The organism is Halobacillus massiliensis (genome assembly GCF_900166625.1).
GTDB classification, from domain to species: domain Bacteria; phylum Bacillota; class Bacilli; order Bacillales; family Halobacillaceae; genus Halobacillus_A; species Halobacillus_A massiliensis.
Map to the genome: position 1 here is coordinate 3,364,013 of NZ_LT800499.1, position 19,924 is coordinate 3,383,936.

21 protein-coding genes and 1 other annotated feature are annotated in these 19,924 nt (G+C 41.1%); of the genes, 10 read left to right on the forward strand and 11 right to left on the reverse strand.

What is annotated here, in order from left to right; genetic code table 11:
• Positions 1-145: 145 nt before the first annotated feature.
• Genes B7E06_RS16825 through B7E06_RS16845 form a run of 5 tightly spaced genes read right to left on the reverse strand, consistent with a single transcriptional unit; the run spans position 146 to position 4,006 of the window.
• On the reverse strand, positions 146-877 hold the full coding sequence (locus B7E06_RS16825; RefSeq protein WP_082235093.1) for a 2-phosphosulfolactate phosphatase: 732 nt from the start codon (positions 875-877) through the stop codon (positions 146-148).
• Position 878: 1 nt separating this feature from the next.
• Positions 879-1,925 carry a phosphotransferase family protein gene (locus tag B7E06_RS16830; protein ID WP_082235094.1) on the reverse strand — a complete coding sequence of 349 codons (1,047 nt, stop codon included), beginning with the start codon at positions 1,923-1,925 and terminating at the stop codon, positions 879-881.
• 11 nt (positions 1,926-1,936) lie between these two features.
• Positions 1,937-2,335: an acyl-CoA thioesterase gene (locus B7E06_RS16835; RefSeq protein ID WP_082235095.1), complete on the reverse strand. Its 399-nt coding sequence runs from the start codon at positions 2,333-2,335 to the stop codon at positions 1,937-1,939.
• Positions 2,336-2,346: 11 nt separating this feature from the next.
• The gene (locus B7E06_RS16840; protein ID WP_082235096.1) at positions 2,347-3,213 is read right to left on the reverse strand and encodes a 3-hydroxyacyl-CoA dehydrogenase family protein; all 867 of its coding nucleotides are present in this window, start codon (positions 3,211-3,213) and stop codon (positions 2,347-2,349) included.
• Positions 3,214-3,226: 13 nt separating this feature from the next.
• Complete coding sequence (locus B7E06_RS16845; RefSeq protein WP_082236044.1) at positions 3,227-4,006, reverse strand: SDR family oxidoreductase; 780 nt, start codon at positions 4,004-4,006, stop codon at positions 3,227-3,229.
• A gap of 331 nt (positions 4,007-4,337) precedes the next feature.
• Here B7E06_RS16845 and B7E06_RS16850 point away from each other — a divergent pair, with 331 nt between their 5' ends.
• The gene (locus tag B7E06_RS16850) at positions 4,338-5,435 is read left to right on the forward strand and encodes an NADH-dependent flavin oxidoreductase (protein WP_082235097.1); all 1,098 of its coding nucleotides are present in this window, start codon (positions 4,338-4,340) and stop codon (positions 5,433-5,435) included.
• 35 nt (positions 5,436-5,470) lie between these two features.
• Here B7E06_RS16850 and B7E06_RS16855 read toward each other — a convergent pair whose 3' ends face one another.
• Positions 5,471-6,208, reverse strand: a complete 738-nt coding sequence (locus B7E06_RS16855; protein WP_082235098.1) for a nucleotidyltransferase domain-containing protein — start codon at positions 6,206-6,208, stop codon at positions 5,471-5,473.
• 83 nt (positions 6,209-6,291) lie between these two features.
• On the opposite strand from B7E06_RS16855, the gene B7E06_RS16860 reads away from it, so the two are divergent.
• Entirely contained in the window at positions 6,292-7,230 is a 939-nt protein-coding gene (locus B7E06_RS16860) for a nuclease-related domain-containing protein (protein WP_082235099.1), read from the forward strand.
• 183 nt (positions 7,231-7,413) lie between these two features.
• On the opposite strand, the gene B7E06_RS16865 is transcribed toward B7E06_RS16860, so the two are convergent.
• The 4 genes from B7E06_RS16865 to B7E06_RS16880 all read right to left on the reverse strand — a co-directional run bounded on the left by B7E06_RS16865 (position 7,414) and on the right by B7E06_RS16880 (position 11,394).
• Entirely contained in the window at positions 7,414-8,676 is a 1,263-nt protein-coding gene (locus tag B7E06_RS16865; RefSeq protein WP_082235100.1) for a glutamate-5-semialdehyde dehydrogenase, read from the reverse strand.
• Positions 8,677-8,774: 98 nt separating this feature from the next.
• Entirely contained in the window at positions 8,775-9,908 is a 1,134-nt protein-coding gene (proB, locus tag B7E06_RS16870) for a glutamate 5-kinase (RefSeq protein WP_082235101.1), read from the reverse strand.
• Positions 9,909-9,935: 27 nt separating this feature from the next.
• On the reverse strand, positions 9,936-10,778 hold the full coding sequence (proC, locus tag B7E06_RS16875) for a pyrroline-5-carboxylate reductase (protein ID WP_082235102.1): 843 nt from the start codon (positions 10,776-10,778) through the stop codon (positions 9,936-9,938).
• Between the two features lie 292 nt (positions 10,779-11,070).
• Positions 11,071-11,394 (reverse strand): thioredoxin family protein, encoded by a 324-nt coding sequence (locus B7E06_RS16880; protein ID WP_082235103.1) that lies wholly within the window; start codon positions 11,392-11,394, stop codon positions 11,071-11,073.
• Between the two features lie 62 nt (positions 11,395-11,456).
• Here B7E06_RS16880 and B7E06_RS16885 point away from each other — a divergent pair, with 62 nt between their 5' ends.
• The 6 genes from B7E06_RS16885 to B7E06_RS16910 all read left to right on the forward strand — a co-directional run bounded on the left by B7E06_RS16885 (position 11,457) and on the right by B7E06_RS16910 (position 17,180).
• The gene (locus B7E06_RS16885) at positions 11,457-11,987 is read left to right on the forward strand and encodes a class I SAM-dependent methyltransferase (RefSeq protein ID WP_082235104.1); all 531 of its coding nucleotides are present in this window, start codon (positions 11,457-11,459) and stop codon (positions 11,985-11,987) included.
• A 184-nt stretch (positions 11,988-12,171) separates the two neighbouring features.
• Positions 12,172-12,390, forward strand: a binding site (T-box leader).
• A 52-nt stretch (positions 12,391-12,442) separates the two neighbouring features.
• Positions 12,443-14,119: an arginine--tRNA ligase gene (gene argS / locus B7E06_RS16890; protein ID WP_082235105.1), complete on the forward strand. Its 1,677-nt coding sequence runs from the start codon at positions 12,443-12,445 to the stop codon at positions 14,117-14,119.
• Positions 14,120-14,133: 14 nt separating this feature from the next.
• The gene (locus B7E06_RS16895) at positions 14,134-14,670 is read left to right on the forward strand and encodes a uridine kinase family protein (RefSeq protein WP_082235106.1); all 537 of its coding nucleotides are present in this window, start codon (positions 14,134-14,136) and stop codon (positions 14,668-14,670) included.
• A gap of 83 nt (positions 14,671-14,753) precedes the next feature.
• A complete protein-coding gene (locus tag B7E06_RS16900) occupies positions 14,754-16,223 on the forward strand; it encodes an MDR family MFS transporter (RefSeq protein ID WP_082235107.1) in 1,470 nt (489 codons plus the stop codon).
• Between the two features lie 25 nt (positions 16,224-16,248).
• Positions 16,249-16,485, forward strand: coding sequence for a hypothetical protein (locus tag B7E06_RS16905; RefSeq protein ID WP_082235108.1), 237 nt, complete (start codon positions 16,249-16,251; stop codon positions 16,483-16,485).
• Between the two features lie 173 nt (positions 16,486-16,658).
• On the forward strand, positions 16,659-17,180 hold the full coding sequence (locus B7E06_RS16910; RefSeq protein ID WP_082235109.1) for a ribonuclease H-like YkuK family protein: 522 nt from the start codon (positions 16,659-16,661) through the stop codon (positions 17,178-17,180).
• Between the two features lie 3 nt (positions 17,181-17,183).
• Here the strand turns inward: B7E06_RS16910 and eutH are convergent, their stop codons facing one another.
• A complete protein-coding gene (gene eutH / locus B7E06_RS16915; protein WP_082235110.1) occupies positions 17,184-18,266 on the reverse strand; it encodes an ethanolamine utilization protein EutH in 1,083 nt (360 codons plus the stop codon).
• A 76-nt stretch (positions 18,267-18,342) separates the two neighbouring features.
• Here eutH and B7E06_RS16920 point away from each other — a divergent pair, with 76 nt between their 5' ends.
• Positions 18,343-18,852 (forward strand): GNAT family N-acetyltransferase, encoded by a 510-nt coding sequence (locus B7E06_RS16920; protein WP_082235111.1) that lies wholly within the window; start codon positions 18,343-18,345, stop codon positions 18,850-18,852.
• Between the two features lie 79 nt (positions 18,853-18,931).
• A complete protein-coding gene (gene sppA / locus B7E06_RS16925; protein WP_082235112.1) occupies positions 18,932-19,921 on the forward strand; it encodes a signal peptide peptidase SppA in 990 nt (329 codons plus the stop codon).
• Positions 19,922-19,924 lie beyond the last annotated feature (3 nt).

The following is a 19,924-nucleotide window of genomic DNA, read 5'->3' on the forward strand; positions in this document are numbered from 1 at the left end:
ATTATGCAAGCATATTTCCCGGGGAATATATTGTCGAACATCGTCCAATGATATTTTCACTTGTGAACTATTTTCCTCTAGTAAAAGACAGTATCTAAGGAAATTCCTTAAAAGATTAAATCCCCCTTCTTAGGTTAGGAATACTTCATCGTTCAACCTCCCTTATCTGGCCAGTAGAAGAATCATACTTGCTGATAACATGAAACAATCCTTCCTGAGCCACAAATTTTATTTCCTGTTCATCCATCCCAAAACCGAGTAATATCTGCCCAATTTTAGTAGCTCGAAGGAGCTGAAACGGGGACTGAGGAATTCCACTATAAAACAAAAGGGCGGTCTGAGCCGAATCTGATAATTCAAACTCGCCCATTTCTACAAGATAAGAAATGAGACTCCCAGCACCATAGAAATCTTCCATCGTAAAATGCCCGCTCGTTCCTGAACAAACAAGAACAATAGTTTCCTCCGCATGATGTTCAATAAGATGCTTCGCCATCTCCCTGTTATTCAGCAAAGAAGATGTATATAAATGATCAGCCTGTGCAGATCTGTTCACAGCTACTGTCCCATTTGTTGTAGATAAAATAAGATGCCTTCCCTTTACAATGGGATTGAGAAATGTCCTTAGAGGATGATGGAACCCTTCAATAGTACGCCCCTGTTCTTCTCCAGCAAGGACATAAGCTTCTTCAAAGGTTTTAGCTTTTTCCCGGGCTTGGGCCTTATCATAAACAGGGATAACAGATGTGGCCCCATCTGCTAATGCAGCTGTAATGGTTGAGGTTGCAAATAGCACATCAAAGACGACTGCGATTTTTCCCTTCATTTGATCTGGCTGAATATCTTCCTTTTTAAAAATTAGTTGGATATTTCCCATTTTACAATCTTGCCGTTTCTTCAGCATGTTGAATTAAGTTATTCACGAATACGTTCATATTAGAAAATCTTGAATCATTGGTCTGGCCTTTTTTATACCTGTAATAAATCTGCTGAATAATGCCGGCCAGTTTAAAATAAGCAAACGTTAAGTAAACATGAATGTTCTCGACATTGCGGCCGCTCTTTAAAGCATAGTTTTCTATAAATTCATTCCTTGTATAAAACCCATCCCGTGCTGTTAAAGGGGTTTTACCGAGGCCGCGCTGCAGAACTTCAGGGTCATCCTTCTCAATCCAATAACTCATAGCCGCACCTAAGTCCGCTAACGGGTCACCGACCGTAGTCATCTCCCAGTCAAACAAGCCGACCATGTCTCCTTTTTCGTTAAAAAGCGCGTTATTAAGCTTATAATCATAATGAATAATGGATGCTTCTGAATTCACAGGAATGTGATCAGCCAGCCAGTTTTTAATTCGTTCGCCGGACACGACATCGTCTGTTCGGGCTTTTTCAAAACGGTTAATCCATCCGTGAATCTGGCGCTCCATAAATCCATCTGGTTTCACCATATCCTGAAGCGCTGTTTTTTTATAATCAATATTATGAAGCTCTGCTAAGCGGTCGACCATTGTTTCAGAGATTTTACGCCCCATTTCAGGGCTTTCCTCTATTTCTTTAGGATAATCCGTGTCTAAGACAAGTCCATGTCTTCTTTCCATCAGGAAGAATGGTGCGCCAAGCACGCTCCCGTTATCAAAGGCAAATGGTTTAGGTGCTAATGGGAAAACCGGATGCAGTGCTTTTAGCACGGTATATTCTCTCTCCATATCGTGGGCTTTAGGCGCTACCGGCCCCATTGGCGGTCGGCGCAGCACTGCTTCCCACTCTCCTACTTTTAGTTCATAAGTAAGATTCGAATGGCCTGTTCCAAATTGGTTTATTATTAAAGAGTCTTGTGGCAGCTCAGGAAATGTATGGCTCAGGAATGACTTCAACTGCTCTTGAGGCAGCTCCTCTCCTTTACGAACTTTTTGAGTAACGTTCATGAACACCCTCCTTACTTAGCAGCAAACTGTTGTGTCTCTAGCTTTCTCTTCATCTCTTCTGTTAACGGCCGGCTCTTCTGCTCATTAAAATCAAATTGAACAACAACTGTACTCCCTTTTGCCACTAACTCTCCGGAGTCTTTCACATACATTTCCTGCTCCATGTGAAAACTGGAATTTCCAATTCTGCCGATTCCTGTTTTAATGATCACCTGCTGGCCGAAATAAACCTGCTTAATAAAGTCGCATTTAATGGAAGCCACGATAAAATTCCAATCTTCATCTACTAGATTTAAGTCATGAAAAAACTTAATCCGCGAATCTTCCATATAGACGAAGTAGTTATTGTTATTCACGTGTCCTAGTAAATCTGTTTCACAAAATCTAATGTTGATTTCTGTTTCATGCATCTTTTCCACTCCTAGACTTTTGAATGATACTCATAAAATCCTTTGCCGGTTTTTCTGCCCAGTTCCCCTGCTTCTACTTTATCTGTCATAGTTTTTGAAGGTTTATCTTTGGGATCTCCGGTCTCTGCGTATTGCTGCATCATGACATAATAACCGACATCAATTCCAGATAAGTCCATCAGTTCAAAAGGACCGATCGGGTGACTCAAGGCCTTACGCGTAATTTTATCGATATCTTTATAATCCGCATATCCACCCTCGTATAAAGCCATCGCCTCATTTTGGATAGCAAATAGAATACGATTGGCAATAAAACCTGAGATTTCTTTTTGAAGCAGAACAGCGGTTCTATTCATTTTTTCACAAACTTCCATAGCGATGCCCGCTGTTTCTTCTGAGGTATGCTCCCCCTTTACAACCTCTACACAGTCCATTACCAGTGGAGGAAAGAAAAAGTGCATATTACATACTTTATCAGGTCTCTCTGTTGCATCCGCGATCAATGAACTAACTATAGTCGAAGAATTGGTGGCAAGTACAGCATGGGCAGGTGCTGCCTTATCGAGTTTCTGAAAGACTTCCCGCTTGATGTCAAGTTTCTCGATGACTGCCTCTATAACTATGTCAGCATGCCGAACTGCTTCGTTAAGATTTGTTGTGAAATACAACCTCTTAAAGGCAAGATCTCTCTCTTCAATGGAGATCTTGTCTTTTGCCACCCATTTGTCCATAATTTTGTTCAGTTTCAATCTGGCCTGCTTTAAGGCCTCTTCGTTTACATCCTGAATATTTGTGTCAAACCCTGCTAAAGCGCTCAGCATCGCAATCTGATGTCCCATTGACCCGGCACCAATTACTGACACATTTTGAATATTCATGCTTTCCCTCCTTTTAACATGAGGCGTGCATACCGCCATCGACGACAAGCACATCTCCCGTAACGTAATCAGAAGCTGCTGATGCGAGGAATAAAGCCGCTCCTTTTAAATCTTTCTCACTGCCGAACCTTCTTAGCGGTGTACGACCAAGAATTATATCTCCTCCTTGTTCAAGCAGCACCTTCGACATTTTCGTTGGAAAGAACCCAGGCGCCAGTGCATTCACTTGAATATTGGATCCACCTAACTTTACCGCTAAGTCTTTTGTAAAAGTTACGACAGCCCCTTTGCTGGCATTGTAGCCGATCGTATCCATAAAGCCCGGGTCAGTTCCGCCAAGACCGGCAACAGAAGCAATGTTAATGATTTTTCCAGACTGTTGTTTAACCATCACCTCTCCCACTTTTTGAGACATTAAAAAGGTCCCGGTTACGTTCACATTCATCACTTTTTGAAAAGCTTCCAGCGGCATTTCCAAGGCAGGAGCCCCCCATGAAGCTCCGCTGTTATTTATGAGAATATCGATATTGCCAAACTCCTGTACCGTTTGGTCAACGACCTGTTGAACCTGCTCATCGTTTGTTACATCACAGGAAAGGGCCAGTGTTTTTACTCCATGCTCTTCCCGCAGTCTTTGAGCCACTTCTTCACATGCCTCTACCTTCCTCGAGCATAAAACAATATCAGCCCCGGCTTCAGCTAATCCTTCAGCTATTTGTTCACCCAGACCCCTGCCGCCGCCTGTCACAATAGCTGTTTTTCCCTTCAATTCAAAAAGCTCCATTACATGCATGATAGATCTCTCCTTATGCTTTTGCCTTATACCAATTAAAAAATGCCCCTTCCAGTCACTTAGAGAAGCATACTCACCATTGAATAACCAGCTCCATATGTACTTGTTTGTTCTTCCTTCTCCTCCTTTATCATCGGTAGAATTTTCGTTAACAAAAAAGCTGGTTACAATATATTTTTTAAACATACCAGTTGGTATCTTCCATTTTATACCGACAATTCTGATAATTCAAGCAGAAAATGAATGGTTATTCACTTATGGACAGGCATATTTAGGGACAATTACTCAATTGCGGTGATAAACTACTTCTTGATAAAGGAGGTCGAACTTAATGAAACTATTTGAAAAATATACATTGCCTTCAGGTACTGAACTTAAAAATCGTATCCTAATGGCTCCGATGACCAATTTTTTATCTAATGATGATGGAACAGTTTCTCTAAAAGAGCTTGATTATTATGCTCGTCGTTCCGGAGGAGCCGGGGCTGTAATCACTGCCTGTGCGAATGTGAATGTTTACGGTAAAGGATTTGAAGGTCAAATTGGGGTATATAGTGATGACCAAATTCCTGGTCTTAGAAAGCTTGCTGCCGCCATTCACGAACAAGGGTCTAAAGCAATTTTACAAATCCATCACGGAGGGCGAATGTGTCCGCCTCATTTAGTGCCTGATGAAGATATTGTGAGCGCAAGTGCTGTAGCGGCTGTGCGTGAAAATGCAAAAACTCCACGGGAAATGACAGAGGAAGAAATTTATAAGACGATTGAGGATTTTGAAAAAGCAACACAGAGAGCCATTGAAGCTGGGTTTGACGGAGTAGAAATTCATGGAGCCAATACTTATTTGCTGCAGCAATTCTTTTCGCCGCACTCTAATCGTCGGACTGACCAATGGGGCGGCAGTGTTAAAAACAGAATGAACTTCTCACTCGCTGTAGTGGAATCAGTTACTGCAGCTGTTAAGACATATTCAGAGCAGCCTTTTATTGTCGGCTACCGCTTATCTCCGGAAGAACGGGAGAATCCCGGGATCACATTAAAAGATACTCTTCAGTTTGCTGATGTTTTATCTGAGAAGAAGCTTGACTATCTTCATATTTCTTTAGGAGATTTCAACCAGACCTCCATTCGAGATGAGTCAATCACTCAGCCCGTTATTGAAGCTATTCAGAGCCGGGTCGGAGAAAAAGTTCCGGTTATGGGTGTAGGTTCTCTCTATACACCTGAAGAAGTAGAGCAAGCGTTGAATACCGTACCTCTTATATCTTTAGGCCGAGCATTTTTAATTGAACCGGACTGGATACAAAAAGTAGAAACAGGTGAAGAAGTCCGGACAAAAATGGACAGCGAAAATCAGGAAGAAGTGATCATCCCTGAACCCATGTGGACGAGAATAATGAGCGTACCTAATTGGATTCCAGTTAAATAAATAACTAAGCCCACCTTTTTGAAAAGGTGGGCTTTTTATGTATACTCGTTCAAGATTGCTCTTAAGAATGAAAGGGTGTAAACGGTTTGATCTTTTAATTGCTGATGTATCCAGGCAGATTCCCGGACTAATAAGCAAGCAATCTTCTTAACTGCTTTTGTATGGGAGGCTGGTGTTATATAGTTTTGAATGGTCAAAATTTCTGCAATACGTTCACGAGGAAGAGAACGATCCACTGTCTTTAATCCGAGCTGGGCTCGTTCCGTAGAATAGCGATGCAATAGAATCTTTGCAATACTTTCCCCACTATTTTGCAGCATTTTTACACTCCACAAATCATTCCCCCGGCCTGACGCCTTTTTATATTGCAGCAAAAAGAAAGCTGCGTCATCTACTGAATCTATAAATTCCTGGAGTGAGAGCTTTAAGATTTGGGCAGAAATAAATTTTTCCATTCTTTTTTCGGGATCGTACAGCACTTTAAAATAATCTTTTTCTAATAGAGTTTTCTCTGTAACCGTAAATAAATCGAGATGCAGCCAATTGTCATAGACGGCCAGAATCTGCGGTGCGATAATAAAAATATCATCATAAAAGAGTAACTTTCGATAGGATTTGACATGTTCCTTTCTATTAGGAAGAAAAACTTCCTCATCATCTACCAGCACATACAAATCCACATCTGAAAACTTATCCTCTTCCTTCCGGCCCATCGACCCTTTTAGGAAAACTGCTTTTACAAGGTGATCATTTTTTAAACTATTTGTGATCACTTCTACGCTTCATGCTGTATCAATTTAATCTCCCTCCCTTTTGTATTCCCTTATCTTACCTTAACTTTTAGGAGGAAACCAATATGCCCCACTTGCAAGTAAGTACTCTCTTTAGACGTTTACCACGCGAACATCCTCTTTTCAGCGAGATCGAAAGCGAATTTCTTAAACAGTCAGCTGGTCATTACGGCGAAAATACGGTATATCACTTTCTTCACTATTTACCCTCAGACTACCTGATCTTAAAGGACCTTCACCTATTCGACGGCCATAACCATTTTCAAATTGATTTCCTCGTAATATCAAAAAACTTTTTATTGATTATTGAAGTGAAGAACTTTAAAGGAGAGCTGATCTTTGACTTTGACAATTCTCAGCTTTTACGAAGATTAGCAGAAACGTTAGAAGTCTTTCCAGATCCCTTTTTACAAGTAGAACACCAGAAGATCCAGCTCGCTCAGTGGTTAGCCCTGTATGACTTCGGTAATATTCCAATCTACTCTTTTATAGCTATCGCAAATCCCAATACTAAAATTGAAACGTTAGGAAACCAGCCTTGTAAAAAAGAAAGGCTTGTTCGAGCCAAAGGACTTGTCTCTGCTGTTTACAACCTAAGCGCACGCTTTTCAAAAAAATTTTATTCAACGAATGAAATGACACAGTTGAGCGAGCGGCTTATGGCTGAAAATACGCCTTATCATGTTTCCTTATTAAAAAAGTACAATCTTTCCATAAAGGATCTTACGCCAGGTGTTTTATGTAAGGGATGCTCCTGTTTTACCATGGAGCGGCGGCGTGATCACTGGTGTTGTAAGGCTTGTGGAGTGAAATCAAAAAAGGCTCACCTAGAGGCGCTGCGTGATTATCAAATTTTGTTTGGAAGCGTAGTTACGAGTGCAGAAATCAAAAGTTTTACTGGAATACATTCAGACTATCATGCAAAAACGATCCTCATTGAGAACAGCGCAAAAATTATCGGGAAAACTAAAGACAGAAAATATGTCCTGAAACCTTTATTTTAGAAAAATGGTGACTTATTTAAGAATCCCGCATCGTTATTTTAGAATCCAGCACCGTTATTTTAGAATCCCACTCCATTATTTGAGAACCCCCCCCCCCGTTATTTTAGAATCCACCCGATCGCTCAACCTCAGCGACCAAGCAAAAAAAGAGAAGCGGCCTATTCCGCTTCTCTCGTAAAATCATTATCTAATTTGACCGTCGCCTTTCATCAGGTACTTAATTGTTGTTAAAGCAGGCAAGCCCATTGGTCCCCGGGCGTGAAGTTTCTGAGTTGATATGCCGATTTCTGCACCGAAGCCAAGCGCACCGCCGTCTGTGAATCTAGTAGATGCATTATGGTAAAGAGCGGCTGCATCAACAAGGTTTAAAAAATGTTGAGCGGTTTCGCTGTTTTCCGTAATGATCGCTTCTGAATGCTTCGTTCCGTAAGTTTCGATATGGGCAACGGCTTCTGCCAGATCGCTTACTGTTTTAACAGCTATATCTGTACTCAAGTATTCATTTGCCCAGTCTTCCTCTCCAGCTGGTACTGTGCCTGGAATATGAGCCATTGCTTTCTCATCTCCATGCGGGTTAATGCCGTGCTTCTTGAAGGCTTCTATGAGAGCAGCACTGTTTTTCTCCAGCCATTCTTCATGAACGATAAGCGTTTCAGCGGCATTACAAACGGCTGGACGGTCTGTTTTAGCGTTCACTAAAATGTTAATTGCTTTTTCTACATCAGCTTCTTTGTCGATATAAATATGACAGTTTCCAACTCCCGTTTCAAGGACCGGCACTGTCGCGTTTTCTACAACTGCCTGAATAAGCTTGCCGCCACCTCGTGGAATCAGTACATCAATATGCTCTTTCATCGTAAACAGCTGATTTGTCGCTTCACGATCTGTGCTTGCGATAAACTGAACCGCTTCTTTTGGGATTTTAGTCTGTTCAAGTCCTTTATGCATAACTTCTACAATCGCCTGGTTAGAGTGAATGGCAGAAGATCCGCCTTTTAAGACAATAGCATTTCCTGATTTAAGGGCCAGACCAGTTGCGTCTACGGTTACATTCGGACGAGCTTCATATATCATGCCGATTACACCTAATGGTACCGTTACTTTTTCTACTCGAAGGCCATTGTCTAACGTCCAGTCAGAAAGAATGTTTCCAGTTGGGTCTTCAAGCTTCGCCACATCACGTAATCCGTCAGCAAAATCAAAAACGCGCTCTTTTGATAAAGACAGACGATCCATGAAGGCATTAGAGAAACCTTTTTCTTTGCCGTTCTCCAGGTCTTTTTTATTTGCTTCAAGAATCGTTTCATAATTTTCTTCTAACACGTCAGCTAAGTGAGTTAATGCTTCATTCTTTTCAGCTTCTGAAAGCAGCAGAAGTTTTTTTGAAGCTTTTTGTGCTTCCTTTGCTTGTTCCTCAACGTTCACATTACTTTTCATTAGTGTCATCCAAGACCTCCTTGAAAAATTTAGGGCCCCGCCTCTTGCGGGAGATACTGAAAAAAGGATTTCCCGCCCTGTATCAACAGGGCGCTCCTTCTTATCTATTATACACCTACCGGCAGTTTAACTTCTAAGTGGCAGACAAGATCTTTACTTTCAATGGCTGCCATTTCATATTCATTAAGCTCATTGTCGCTCAGGCTGATCATTTTCTTCATTTGGTCAGAGGAATAGTTTACTACGCCCAAACCAATTTCTTCTCCATCTAAATCATGAATTCTAACGACAGCTCCTTTGGAAAAACGTCCGGAGACATGATGAACGTTAGCCGGCAGCAAATTATCTCGTTGGTCTACGATAATCTCACGTGCCTGATGGTCCACCGTCACTTTTCCTTCAGGACCGGAGTTAAAAGCAATCCACTGCTTTTTCTGGTTGAGGTTTTCCTGATCTGCTTCAGGCTCGAAATACGTGCCTTTTGCTTTACGGTAAACGGCATCGTACACAATATTGTCTTCACTGGCTTTTCCTAAGAAAGAAGTAATACCGGAAGCCATAGAAATCTTAAAGGCATCAATTTTCGATTTCATGCCGCCTGTGCCTACATCACTTCCTGGATCTCCTGCTGCATCTTCAATTTCCGGTGTAATTTCATGAACCGTATCAAGCAGCTTCGCATCTTTATTTTTTCGTGGGTCGGCGTCATATAAGCCGTCGATATCAGAAAGGATGATAAGTTCATCCGCGTCTACAAGTCCTGCTACTTTAGCAGATAGTGTATCATTATCGCCAAATTTAAGGCGGTCAATTGTAATCGTATCATTTTCATTCACTACAGGTATTATTCCCCGTTCTAACAATACATTAAGTGTGTTTCTCGCATTGTTGTAGCGATTTTCATCAGAAAAATCACTGCGGGTTATTAAAATCTGTGAACCGATATAGCCATGAGATAGGAATAATTCAGAATATGATTCCATAAGCAATCCTTGGCCAACGGACGCTGCCGCTTGTTTCTCTGGTAATGAATCAGGACGGGTCAAGCAGCCTAATTTACGATAGCCTGCTGCTACTGCTCCAGAGGAAACGAGTAACACCTCATGTCCATCATCTTTGAGTCTTACAATTTCATCTACTAGCTTTTCAAGTTTTCTGCGGCTGATTTCACCGTGAAGACTTGTTAATGAACTACTGCCAATTTTAATAACTACACGTTTCTTGTTCGTGCCGTTAACCAATTTATCACTCCTATTTCATTTCTCTCTTTATTTAGATCCAACTAGCATACTTTCTAGTTCTCTGCTCATTTCTTTAGAACGGCTGGCTGCCCCTTTAATAGCTTCTGCTATGGCTTCGCCGCCGCCTGCTTCGTCCAAAGCATGGAGACCGGCTGCTGTTGTGCCGTTTGGTGATGTTACATTTTCTCTTAGCTCTGATGGAGATTCTTCACGTTCCAGCATCATCTTTGCTGCTCCGAGTAGAGTTTGTGCTCCAATTTCTCTCAATGTCTCACGATCGATGCCTTCTGCATTTCCTGTTTCTTCGATGTGTTCCATTAAATAATAGAAATAAGCCGGACCGCTTCCTGCGATTCCTGTGAAAACATCCATTTTATCTTCTTCAATGATGAATACTTGGCCGATGGCTTTCATTAATTCTTTCGTAAACACGACCTGATCAAATGCTGCATGCTTTCCTGGAGTTACGGCTGTTGCGGACTCTCTCAACATGCTGGAAGTATTCGGCATCACGCGGATAACCTGCTGGCCATCATTTAATCGTTCTTCCATATATGATGTGGAAATCCCGGCAAGTACAGAGACAAGTACTTGATTGGGTGTAATTTTATCTTTTAAATCTTCCAGTACGGCGTCAATATCTTTTGGCTTCATCGCCAGAATAAACTGATCAACTTCTGCAAAATCCAGTTCATCTTTTAAAACGGTTCGGACACCATACGTTTCTGTAATTTCATTTAAACGCTGTTGATTACTTCTATTTGTAACAATGATTTGCTCGGCAGGAATTTTTCCTGACTCCACCATTCCAGAAATCATAGCTTCAGCCATTGATCCTGCACCTAGAAAAGCAATCGTTTGATTCATCATGTGGGTTTCATCTCTCCCTGTTCTTTTTGTTCGCTCTCAATTAACACGTTTTTCATAATAACATTTGGGGAACTAACTTCAAGGGGTATTTTGCAAGTCATGCTTATATTGTCCAATTAGTGAGCGTAAACGGTTTCATAGCGAGATATTTCCACACGATGGCTTCTCATCGGAAATAATTCCGTCTCAGGAGTATATATGGAGATTGATACACTGTTTATTATTGGAAAATCGCTCAATGGCGGGGTTAAATAAAAAAAAGATGTCCCTGATTAAAAATCGAGGACATCATTTATAAAAGAAAACGATGATATTTGGCAAGCTGATGATAAAGGTCACCCATTGGAACAAATCGAGCCATTCTCATAAGCTCTTTTCCTTCGTTAAATAAAATAACAACTGGAACGGTGAATATGCTGTATTCTCCGGCTATTTCTTTTATTTTTTCTGCATCTGCATGAATAGCATTTACTCCAGAAAATTCTTTTAGCAAATCTTCTACTTGAGGAAGCAGGGAATGACACACAGTACAGGCCGGCTGCGATATATAAAGCAGTGTAAGCTTATAGTTTCTAACATTTTCTCGTACTTCTTCTATATCGTTGACTCTCTTCATATACGAATCCTTCCTTTTTCTATCTTCTCTTCTTCCTCTATAATAAAACAAGAGGTGAAAAAATGAACGTAATCAGTTTTTCTTTTATTTTCTTTCTACTTTTTCTAGTAGCTGTGCTGCTATTGGACTCTATGAAGAACGGAATTACTCCGACTCCTTCCACTCATGTAGAGAGGGATGCAGCTTTGAAATTGGCAGACCCTCTTATGCCTAAAAGAATTGCAGACTTAGGAGCTGGCTTTGGCACCATGGCTTTTTCATTTGCCCGCCGTTTTCCTGATTCCAATGTCACAGCTTATGAGACAGCTTATATTCCGTGGTGTTTCTTGCAATTGAGAAGACTATTACAACCAAGACCTAACTTAAATATTAAACGACAGAATTTCATGAATGAAAATCTTAGTCAATATGATCTAGTGTTCACTTATCTATATCCTAAAGCAATGGACCGGCTTGAGGAAAAGCTGGACCCTAACACTACTCATGTTTTATCCAATTGCTTCGCTCTCTCAAACTGGAAGCCTTCTTTAATTTGGCCGGTGGCATCCAAAGTATCTTACAGCTCTATTTATTTGTATAGGAAGAAGGAATAAATTCAAACGAAGATTTTTCACCCGCAGAACCCTGTGATTAAACTTTAAACTACGTGACATGTAGAAAAAGGAATCATTCCTCTTATTTCTTCTGCAATTATCATACGCCCAGGCTTTAAATTACAAAAAAGGCTTGTTCTCTATTGCTTTCTTCCATACACTTCGCTATAATTACTTTTAATATTCAAATTCATTGAGAAAGAGAGTAGCTTATTCATTTCCTTCAAGCGAATCAGGGACGGTGAAAGCCTGATAGGATAAATAAGTGAACCGGACTTTCGAGAAGCCTTTTTGAACGGATCGAGTAGAAAAGGCCGGGGACCTCCCCGTTATTCAAGGTTTGAGCGGCTATTTTACATATAGCTATAAGAGTGGCACCGCGGACTAATCCCCCGTCTCTTCCTAATAAGAGACGGGGGATTTTTTTATGGATTATTAATAAGGAGGAAACAGAAATGGAAAAACATATATTTGCCATGCAAATCTCCCATCTGTTAGGAGAGGAATTTTCAAGAGACTGGGTTTATTCACAAATTGAAACACCGAAACAGGAAAAACTCGGCGATCTTGCTTTTCCGTGCTTTAAACTGGCTGCAAGTTTTCGTAAATCTCCACATAAAATTGCTGAAGAGCTGGCTCCACAGCTGAAACACGATCTCTTTACTTCCGTTGCAGCTACAAAAGGTTATCTGAATATTTTCCTGAACCAGAATTTTATTGCTGAACATACCCTCAAACAGATTCTTTCTGGAGACTATGGAAAACATGAATTCGGTAAAAATCAAACGATTGTGATAGATTTATCTGCTCCTAATATTGCAAAGCCCTTCTCGATGGGCCATCTGCGTTCAACAATTATAGGGAACTCATTAGCTAAAATTGGAGAATCCTGCGGCTATCAAACAGTGAAAATCAATTATATCGGGGACTATGGCACCCAATTCGGCAAATTGCTGGCTGCTTATCAAAAATGGGGCAATGAAAAAACGGTCCGTGAGAGTCCGATAGCCGAACTGAATAAATTATACGTAAAATTCCATGAAGAAGCGAAATCCACTCCGTCTCTTAATGATGAAGGTCGAAAGTGGTTTAAGCGTCTTGAACAAAATGATCCAAAAGCGCTTGAGCTTTGGAAGTGGTTTAAAGATGCGTCTCTTTATGAATTTAACAAAGTATATGATCTGCTCGGCGTACAATTCGACCTCCTCCGCGGCGAAGCTTATTATAATGATAAAATGGAAACAGTAGTCACACTTTTAAAGGAAAAAGAGCTGTTACAAGAATCTGATGGAGCCCAGGTTGTCCGCCTGGATGATCAAGCTCTTCCCCCCTGTCTTATTAAAAAGAGCGATGATACAACCACTTATGCAACACGTGATCTGACAGCCGCGATTGACCGTTACGAAAGCTTTTCTTTTACAGAGTCTTTGTACGTTGTCGGTCATGAACAGTCTCTTCATTTTAATCAGATCACTCATGTACTTAAAAAACTTCATTTTCCATGGGCCAGCCATATGAAACATATAGCCTTTGGCATGATGCTTCAGGATGGCAAGAAAATGTCTACACGACGTGGTAAGACGGTCCTTCTGGAAAAAGTCCTGCATGAAGCTATTCAGCTGGCAAAGGAAAATATTGAAGAAAAAAACCCGGCATTACCTAATAAGGACAAAGTGGCTCAGCAGGTCGGTGTAGGTGCTGTTATCTTTCACGACCTTAAACATGACCGTCAAAACGATGTGGAGTTTTCCCTGCAAGACATGCTGACCTTTGAAGGCCATACAGCTCCATACCTGCAGTATTCCTATTGTCGTGCCAAATCTTTATTATTAAAAGGTGGATTTGACCTAAAAGAAGCTTCTCCTTCTCTGATCGTTGATGGAGAATGGCCGCTTATTAAACAGCTTCGCGCCTTCCCGGAAGTTGTAAAGTCAGCATGGCAAGACTACGATCCGAGCAAAATAGCAAGATATTTATTAGATCTTGCTAAATCTTTTAATCAGTATTATACAACGACTAAAATCCTGCAGGGAGAACAGATGAAAAACCGTTTAACTCTTGTCTACAGTTTCTCCTATGTAATAGAAGAGGGTCTTTCACTGCTTGGTATTCAGTCTCCGGAAGCCATGTAAAAGGAGAGAATTTGATGATAGAACTGCCTATGTTTAACAAGAAGCTTGTTACAATAGGAATTGACGGCTGCGGAGGTGCAGGAAAAAGCACCCTTGCAGAAAAAATTGCCCGCATGTACCCCACTTCTACGATTGTTCATATGGACGACTTTTATCTTCCATTATGTGAAAGGAAAGTCATTCATGAAGTTGGTGGAAACTTTGATTATCAACGTGTGATTCATCAGGTGATTAAACCGCTTATAGACGGAAAAGAAAGCAGTTATCAGCGCTATGACTGGGATCTTGACGAGATGGCGGAGTGGCACACGGTTGAGCCCAATGGTTGTGTCATTATCGAAGGATGCTACAGCACGAGAAATGAAATGCGAGACTATTATGATTACACGATTTGGGTGGAAACCCCTGAAGCTGTAAGGTTAAAACGCGGTTTGGAAAGAGACGGAAATTCAGCGCTGCCGTTCTGGCAGGAATGGATGGCGGAAGAAAACCAATATATTAAAGAACAGCAGCCGCGTGAGAAAGTGGATCATATAGTGAGCGGTATTTAAAATATTTCCAAGCAAAAAGACCCTAAGATCACGATCTTTCCTATATAATGGCTCTTGGGAATACTTATAAAAGGAGAGACCTTATGGAGGGAACTGAGAATCACGAGAAATATGAATTTTTAGCAGATGATCCTAACTTTAAAGTTAAACCAGTCATGGCTTCTTTAATCATTGGTGCCTTCTTCGCTATTTTAAATGAAACATTATTAAATATTGCTCTTACCACCTTAATGGGAGAGTTTAATATTCAAGCTCCCACTGTGCAGTGGATGGTCACAGGATTTATGCTGATTATGGGAATTCTCATCCCTGTTTCGGCTTTTCTGCTTCAAACGTTTACTACACGAAAAATGTTTATGGGCACGATGGCGATCTTCACGGCCGGAACCGTAATTTGTGCCATTGCCCCTAGTTTCGCAATTCTGCTTACCGGCCGGCTCATTCAGGCAATTGGTACAGGGCTGCTTATGCCGATTATCTTTAATACCTTCTTATTGATTTTCCCACCGAGGAGGCGCGGTGCCGTCATGGGAATGGTTGGGTTGGTCATTATGTTTGCACCCGCTATCGGACCGACTCTTTCTGGAATTATTGTAGAGCATTTAGGCTGGCGGTACTTATTTATTACCGTAATTCCTTTTGCCCTGTTCTCCATCGCTTTTGGATATAAATATCTTTTAAACGTCGGGGAAGTAACAAAACCTAAAATTGATATCTTATCTTTAATATTATCTACTTTTGGATTTGGTGGTATTGTATTAGGTTTCAGCCTGGCTGGAAAAGGAGGATCAGGGTTCCTTGCACAGGAAGTCATTCTCTTAATTGTAATAGGCACAGTCTCATTAGTTATTTTTACAATTAGACAGCTGAGGATCGATGAACCGCTTCTAGATGTCAGAGTATTTAAATACCCGATGTACTCCGCTGCACTCATTATGTTTATTATTGTTATGATGTCGATGTTTTCTTCAGAAATAATTTTGCCGATGTTTATGCAGGGGCCCCTTCAGTTAACACCAGCAACTGCCGGACTTATTCTCTTGCCCGGCGCTCTTTTAAACGGTCTGCTATCACCTGTAATGGGTAAGCTTTTCGATAAGTTCGGTCCCCGGACATTGATTATACCCGCATCATTTGTTCTAACCGCCACGATGTTTTCTTTAAGCCGGGTAAGCGAAAATACGTCAGTGTATGTGATTGTAATCAGTTATATATTATTAATGATCTCTGTATCGGCTATTATGATGCCTGCCCAGACAAACGGTCTAAACCAGCTGCCTAAGCGCCTTTATCCTCATGGAACTGCGATTATGAACACGCTTCAGCCTGTATCCGGAGCCATCGGGGTTTCCGTGTTTATCAGTATTCTGACAACCCGGCAGCAAAGTGTCCTTCAGGAGATGGAAAACCCCTCTGCCGCTGCAGCTGTAAACCAGGCGACCACTGCCGGAGTCGAGCTCGTTTATTTTGTAGCTTTTGGGATTGCCTTGCTTGGATTTATTTTATCGCTTTTTATTAAGAGAGCGAAACCGATCGACATGCAGGAAACCTAGGATTTTATGAGAGGAGAATTTAAAGATGTATCCTATCTATTATGCCGTAGCTATCATTGTCTGCATTATTGCTTTTGTGGGGACGATTAAAGTAGCAAAAGAATTAACAGCTAAAGAGAAGGAACAAGATACGGAAGAAGCTGAGTTAAACAGCTTAAAAGAAGAAAAAACCGGTACAGACTCCAGCATTCGAAGACTTACGATTATGTATGCCGTTACATTCGTCATCACCATCCTGTTAGTTTGGATTTTCATATTCTAAATTACGGTCATTTGAGGCTGTCGGGAAATCTCGACAGCCTTTTTTCTATGGACTATGATAATCTAAAAATCCGCTCTAAAAATTTTTTTAGAGCCTGCTATCTTTTTTTATTATGAAACACGCACATACTAAAACGTGAATACGATAATAAAAAAGTGGAGAGAGGCGTAAATATGGATTCCATATCCTTTCAAAATATTACTGAGTCCCACATGACGTTTGAGGATGTATTCACCCATATTATAAATTTTATGAAAGAAGACCCCATAGCCAATTACCGATTAATGCTCGGTACAGATTCCCAGGTGCATTTTGATCATACATTATTTATTACCGGAATCGTCATTCACAGAGTAGGAAAAGGAGCATGGGCATGCATTAGAAAAGTGAAAATCCCCCGGTGTATGGACACTTTGCACGAAAGAATTTCATATGAAACAACACTGACAGAGGAAGTAGCCTGCTTATTTACGAAGGAAAGAATCGACCAGATGATTGATATTATCCTCCCTCATATATATAAGGACGCCACGTTTACAATGGAAGGACATATAGATATTGGTGCGGGCGATAGAAATCGTACTCGAGTCTATGTCAATGAGATGATCGCCAGAATCGAATCTCTCGGGTTTGAACCAAAAATCAAACCGGATTCCATCGCGGCCAGCTGCTATGCGAATAAATATACAAAATAAAACCTATTCATTCTCAGGAGGAGTTGTGAAAAAGGCAATCAATACAGCCAGAAGCCCCGCTGTCAGTTTGCCTGCCATCACAGCGGCCATAACGTCTTTTTCCACTCCCGCAACAAAGCCGATATGACTTCCAAAGACAAACGCACCGCTCACAGCAAAAGCTGAATTTATCACTTTTCCTTTTGGATTCATGTCCTTCATGACGGCGAACATAGGAAGGTGGTGAGCTAAGGACGCAATTATACCTGTTAAAGCCGTTGAATTAATATGTAACTTTTTCCCCGCCCGAACCCAAAGGTTTTTTCCTGCCCGATTAATAAACGTAACAAGTGGATAAGCCCCCGCCAGGGTTATAGTTATACTCCCTACAATTTGAATCCCATCATTTAAAGGAGCAAGACCCGCAATCACCGTAAATCCGGTTAGTGTTTGAACAATAATTGCAGCTAACCCAAGAATAATCACCCATTCTACGCCCCTCCCAAATAACGCAAACAAGCGGGTAGTGATCTTGGTGAATTTCCATAGCCCAATTCCAATAAGAACGGCTAATCCTACTGTTGGAACTAAATTTTTCACCATCCAAAAAAACTCATATCCTGCGATTGCCCCGCCTGCTAAACAGCCTAAAGGTACCGTAACGATCCCGATCAATATTCCCCGGGAAAAATAAGGATGATCACTTTTTTCAATAATCGTCAGGGCTACAGGGATTGTAAACACAATCGTAGGTCCCATCATTGTTCCGAGAAATGCCCAAGAAAAAACCGCCGCCTGCTCAGATTCTGCGAGAGACTCTGCAAGCGGATAAGCTCCCATATCGATGGCAAGAATCATCGACACAAACATGGCAGGATCGGCCCCAATCCAATTGTACAAAGGGACGATTAACGGGGCCAGACGGCTTGAAAGTACCGGAGCGAGAGAAATAATCCCTACCATTGCCAGTGCCAGAGGTCCCATCATCATAAATGCTTCGTGGAACCTGTCGCCAAGCCCCAAACGATTATGTAGAAAGGCATAGTCCACCGCTCCAGCCGCCATAAAAATAGTAATAATAATTAATATTGCATCATTCAGCCACACACCGTTCCCCACCTTTTTCTTCTCTGCTGCTTCATTTTATTGTAAATTAAGAGTAACAAAAAAGGAGGGAAAATCGTTGGTTCAATTAGAAAAATTCACAGAAAAAGATGAACAGCAGCTGATCAGCTGGATAACAAGTTCAAGTCTCCTTGTACAGTGGGCGGGATCTTCCTTTATCTTCCCCCTCACAGCCAAACAGCTGAAGTCATATAGAGAGATGGATAATATCCACATATACAAAGCAGTAGATGAAGGAAAAACCGTTGGCCATGCCGCCTTAAAAAACATTGATCTTATCAACCGCTCCGCCCGCATTGGTCATGTTTTTATCCAGGAAGCATCACGCGGAAAAGGCATCGGTATAAAAATGATTGATAAGCTGCTTGATATTGCATTTAATGAGCTGAAATTACATAAAGTAAGTCTTGGTGTATTTGATTTTAATGAACCAGCCATTCATATTTATAAAAAGGCCGGTTTTCAAGTCGATGGCTGTCTCCGTGACCATAGACGGGTAAATAACAACTATTGGAGCTTGTGGGAAATGAGCATTTTGGAACATGAATGGAATGCAAACAATTTGTGAATTTCTTCTTATCTGTATAATGTTGGTTATTTTTTTGCTACGATTATATTTCATAGGTTAAATGAAGGGAAAGGTGAATATGAAGAAAAAGAGAATCTTGGCCATAGGAATTGCCGCCGGATTATTAATCATCGGCATTCTGACTCAAAGTTTAGGATTTTTAATGTCCGATACTTTTAATAACTCAAGAAATATGTTCAACGAAGATGATGCCCCTTCTGAGAAAGTAGTTGAGAGAGGATCTGACTCCAATCGAATTGCCCGGCTTACTGTAGACGGAACGATTGTTTCAGGTCAGGGATCAAATCCCTTTTCAGGAGAAGGATATAATCATGAGCTGTTCATGAAACAGCTTGAGACCATTAAAGAAGATAATACAGTAAAAGGCGTCCTTTTATATGTTAACTCTCCAGGTGGAGGAGTTTTCGAAAGTGCCGAAATTCATGATAAACTGCTTGAATTAAAAGAAGAAGGCAAGAATCTTTATGTGTCAATGGGCGGCATGGCCGCATCTGGAGGATATTACATATCTGCTCCGGCTGATCAGATTTTCGCTTCCAATGAAACCTTTACCGGATCACTTGGTGTTATCATGCAAAGCATCAATTATGAGGAGCTCGCCAATGAGTATGGAGTTAAATTCAATACCATTAAGAGCGGTGAATTCAAAGACATTATGAGCCCGACGAAAGAAATGACAGAAGGTGACCGGGAAATCCTCCAGACCCTCGTGGATGAGTCTTATCAAGGCTTCGTTAATGTCATTAGCGAAGGCCGCGACATGCCTGAAGATGAAGTCAGAGAATTGGCAGACGGCCGGATTTATTCAGGGCAGCAGGCCGTTGAGAATGGCTTAGTGGACCAGATCGGGTTTGAAGAAGATGCCTTAAACGCCTTAAAAGAAGAACTTGGCGGAAACCCGCAAGTCTTCGAATATTCTAAAACTGAAAACTTCTTCGGTGTTCCAATCAGTGTAGAAAGCTTTTTACCAAATAATGAAATTAAATGGATCAACGAAATGATTGATAAACGCCAGGGACCACGCATGATGTACATGTATACCGAGTAAAGG

Excerpts from the sequence above, each read along its gene's own strand:
- B7E06_RS16865 (WP_082235100.1), bottom strand. The coding sequence starts at position 8,676 with ATGACACTAATGAAAAGTAATGTGAACGTTGAGGAACAAGCAAAGGAA.
- B7E06_RS16905 (WP_082235108.1), top strand. The coding sequence starts at position 16,249 with ATGTATCCTATCTATTATGCCGTAGCTATCATTGTCTGCATTATTGCT.
- B7E06_RS16835 (WP_082235095.1), bottom strand. The coding sequence starts at position 2,335 with ATGCATGAAACAGAAATCAACATTAGATTTTGTGAAACAGATTTACTA.
- argS (WP_082235105.1), top strand. The coding sequence starts at position 12,443 with ATGGAAAAACATATATTTGCCATGCAAATCTCCCATCTGTTAGGAGAG.
- B7E06_RS16885 (WP_082235104.1), top strand. The coding sequence starts at position 11,457 with ATGAACGTAATCAGTTTTTCTTTTATTTTCTTTCTACTTTTTCTAGTA.
- B7E06_RS16880 (WP_082235103.1), bottom strand. The coding sequence starts at position 11,394 with ATGAAGAGAGTCAACGATATAGAAGAAGTACGAGAAAATGTTAGAAAC.
- B7E06_RS16910 (WP_082235109.1), top strand. The coding sequence starts at position 16,659 with ATGGATTCCATATCCTTTCAAAATATTACTGAGTCCCACATGACGTTT.
- B7E06_RS16850 (WP_082235097.1), top strand. The coding sequence starts at position 4,338 with ATGAAACTATTTGAAAAATATACATTGCCTTCAGGTACTGAACTTAAA.
- proC (WP_082235102.1), bottom strand. The coding sequence starts at position 10,778 with ATGATGAATCAAACGATTGCTTTTCTAGGTGCAGGATCAATGGCTGAA.
- B7E06_RS16830 (WP_082235094.1), bottom strand. The coding sequence starts at position 1,925 with ATGAACGTTACTCAAAAAGTTCGTAAAGGAGAGGAGCTGCCTCAAGAG.
- B7E06_RS16895 (WP_082235106.1), top strand. The coding sequence starts at position 14,134 with ATGATAGAACTGCCTATGTTTAACAAGAAGCTTGTTACAATAGGAATT.
- sppA (WP_082235112.1), top strand. The coding sequence starts at position 18,932 with ATGAAGAAAAAGAGAATCTTGGCCATAGGAATTGCCGCCGGATTATTA.
- B7E06_RS16860 (WP_082235099.1), top strand. The coding sequence starts at position 6,292 with ATGCCCCACTTGCAAGTAAGTACTCTCTTTAGACGTTTACCACGCGAA.
- B7E06_RS16825 (WP_082235093.1), bottom strand. The coding sequence starts at position 877 with ATGGGAAATATCCAACTAATTTTTAAAAAGGAAGATATTCAGCCAGAT.
- B7E06_RS16845 (WP_082236044.1), bottom strand. The coding sequence starts at position 4,006 with ATGCATGTAATGGAGCTTTTTGAATTGAAGGGAAAAACAGCTATTGTG.
- B7E06_RS16900 (WP_082235107.1), top strand. The coding sequence starts at position 14,754 with ATGGAGGGAACTGAGAATCACGAGAAATATGAATTTTTAGCAGATGAT.
- B7E06_RS16840 (WP_082235096.1), bottom strand. The coding sequence starts at position 3,213 with ATGAATATTCAAAATGTGTCAGTAATTGGTGCCGGGTCAATGGGACAT.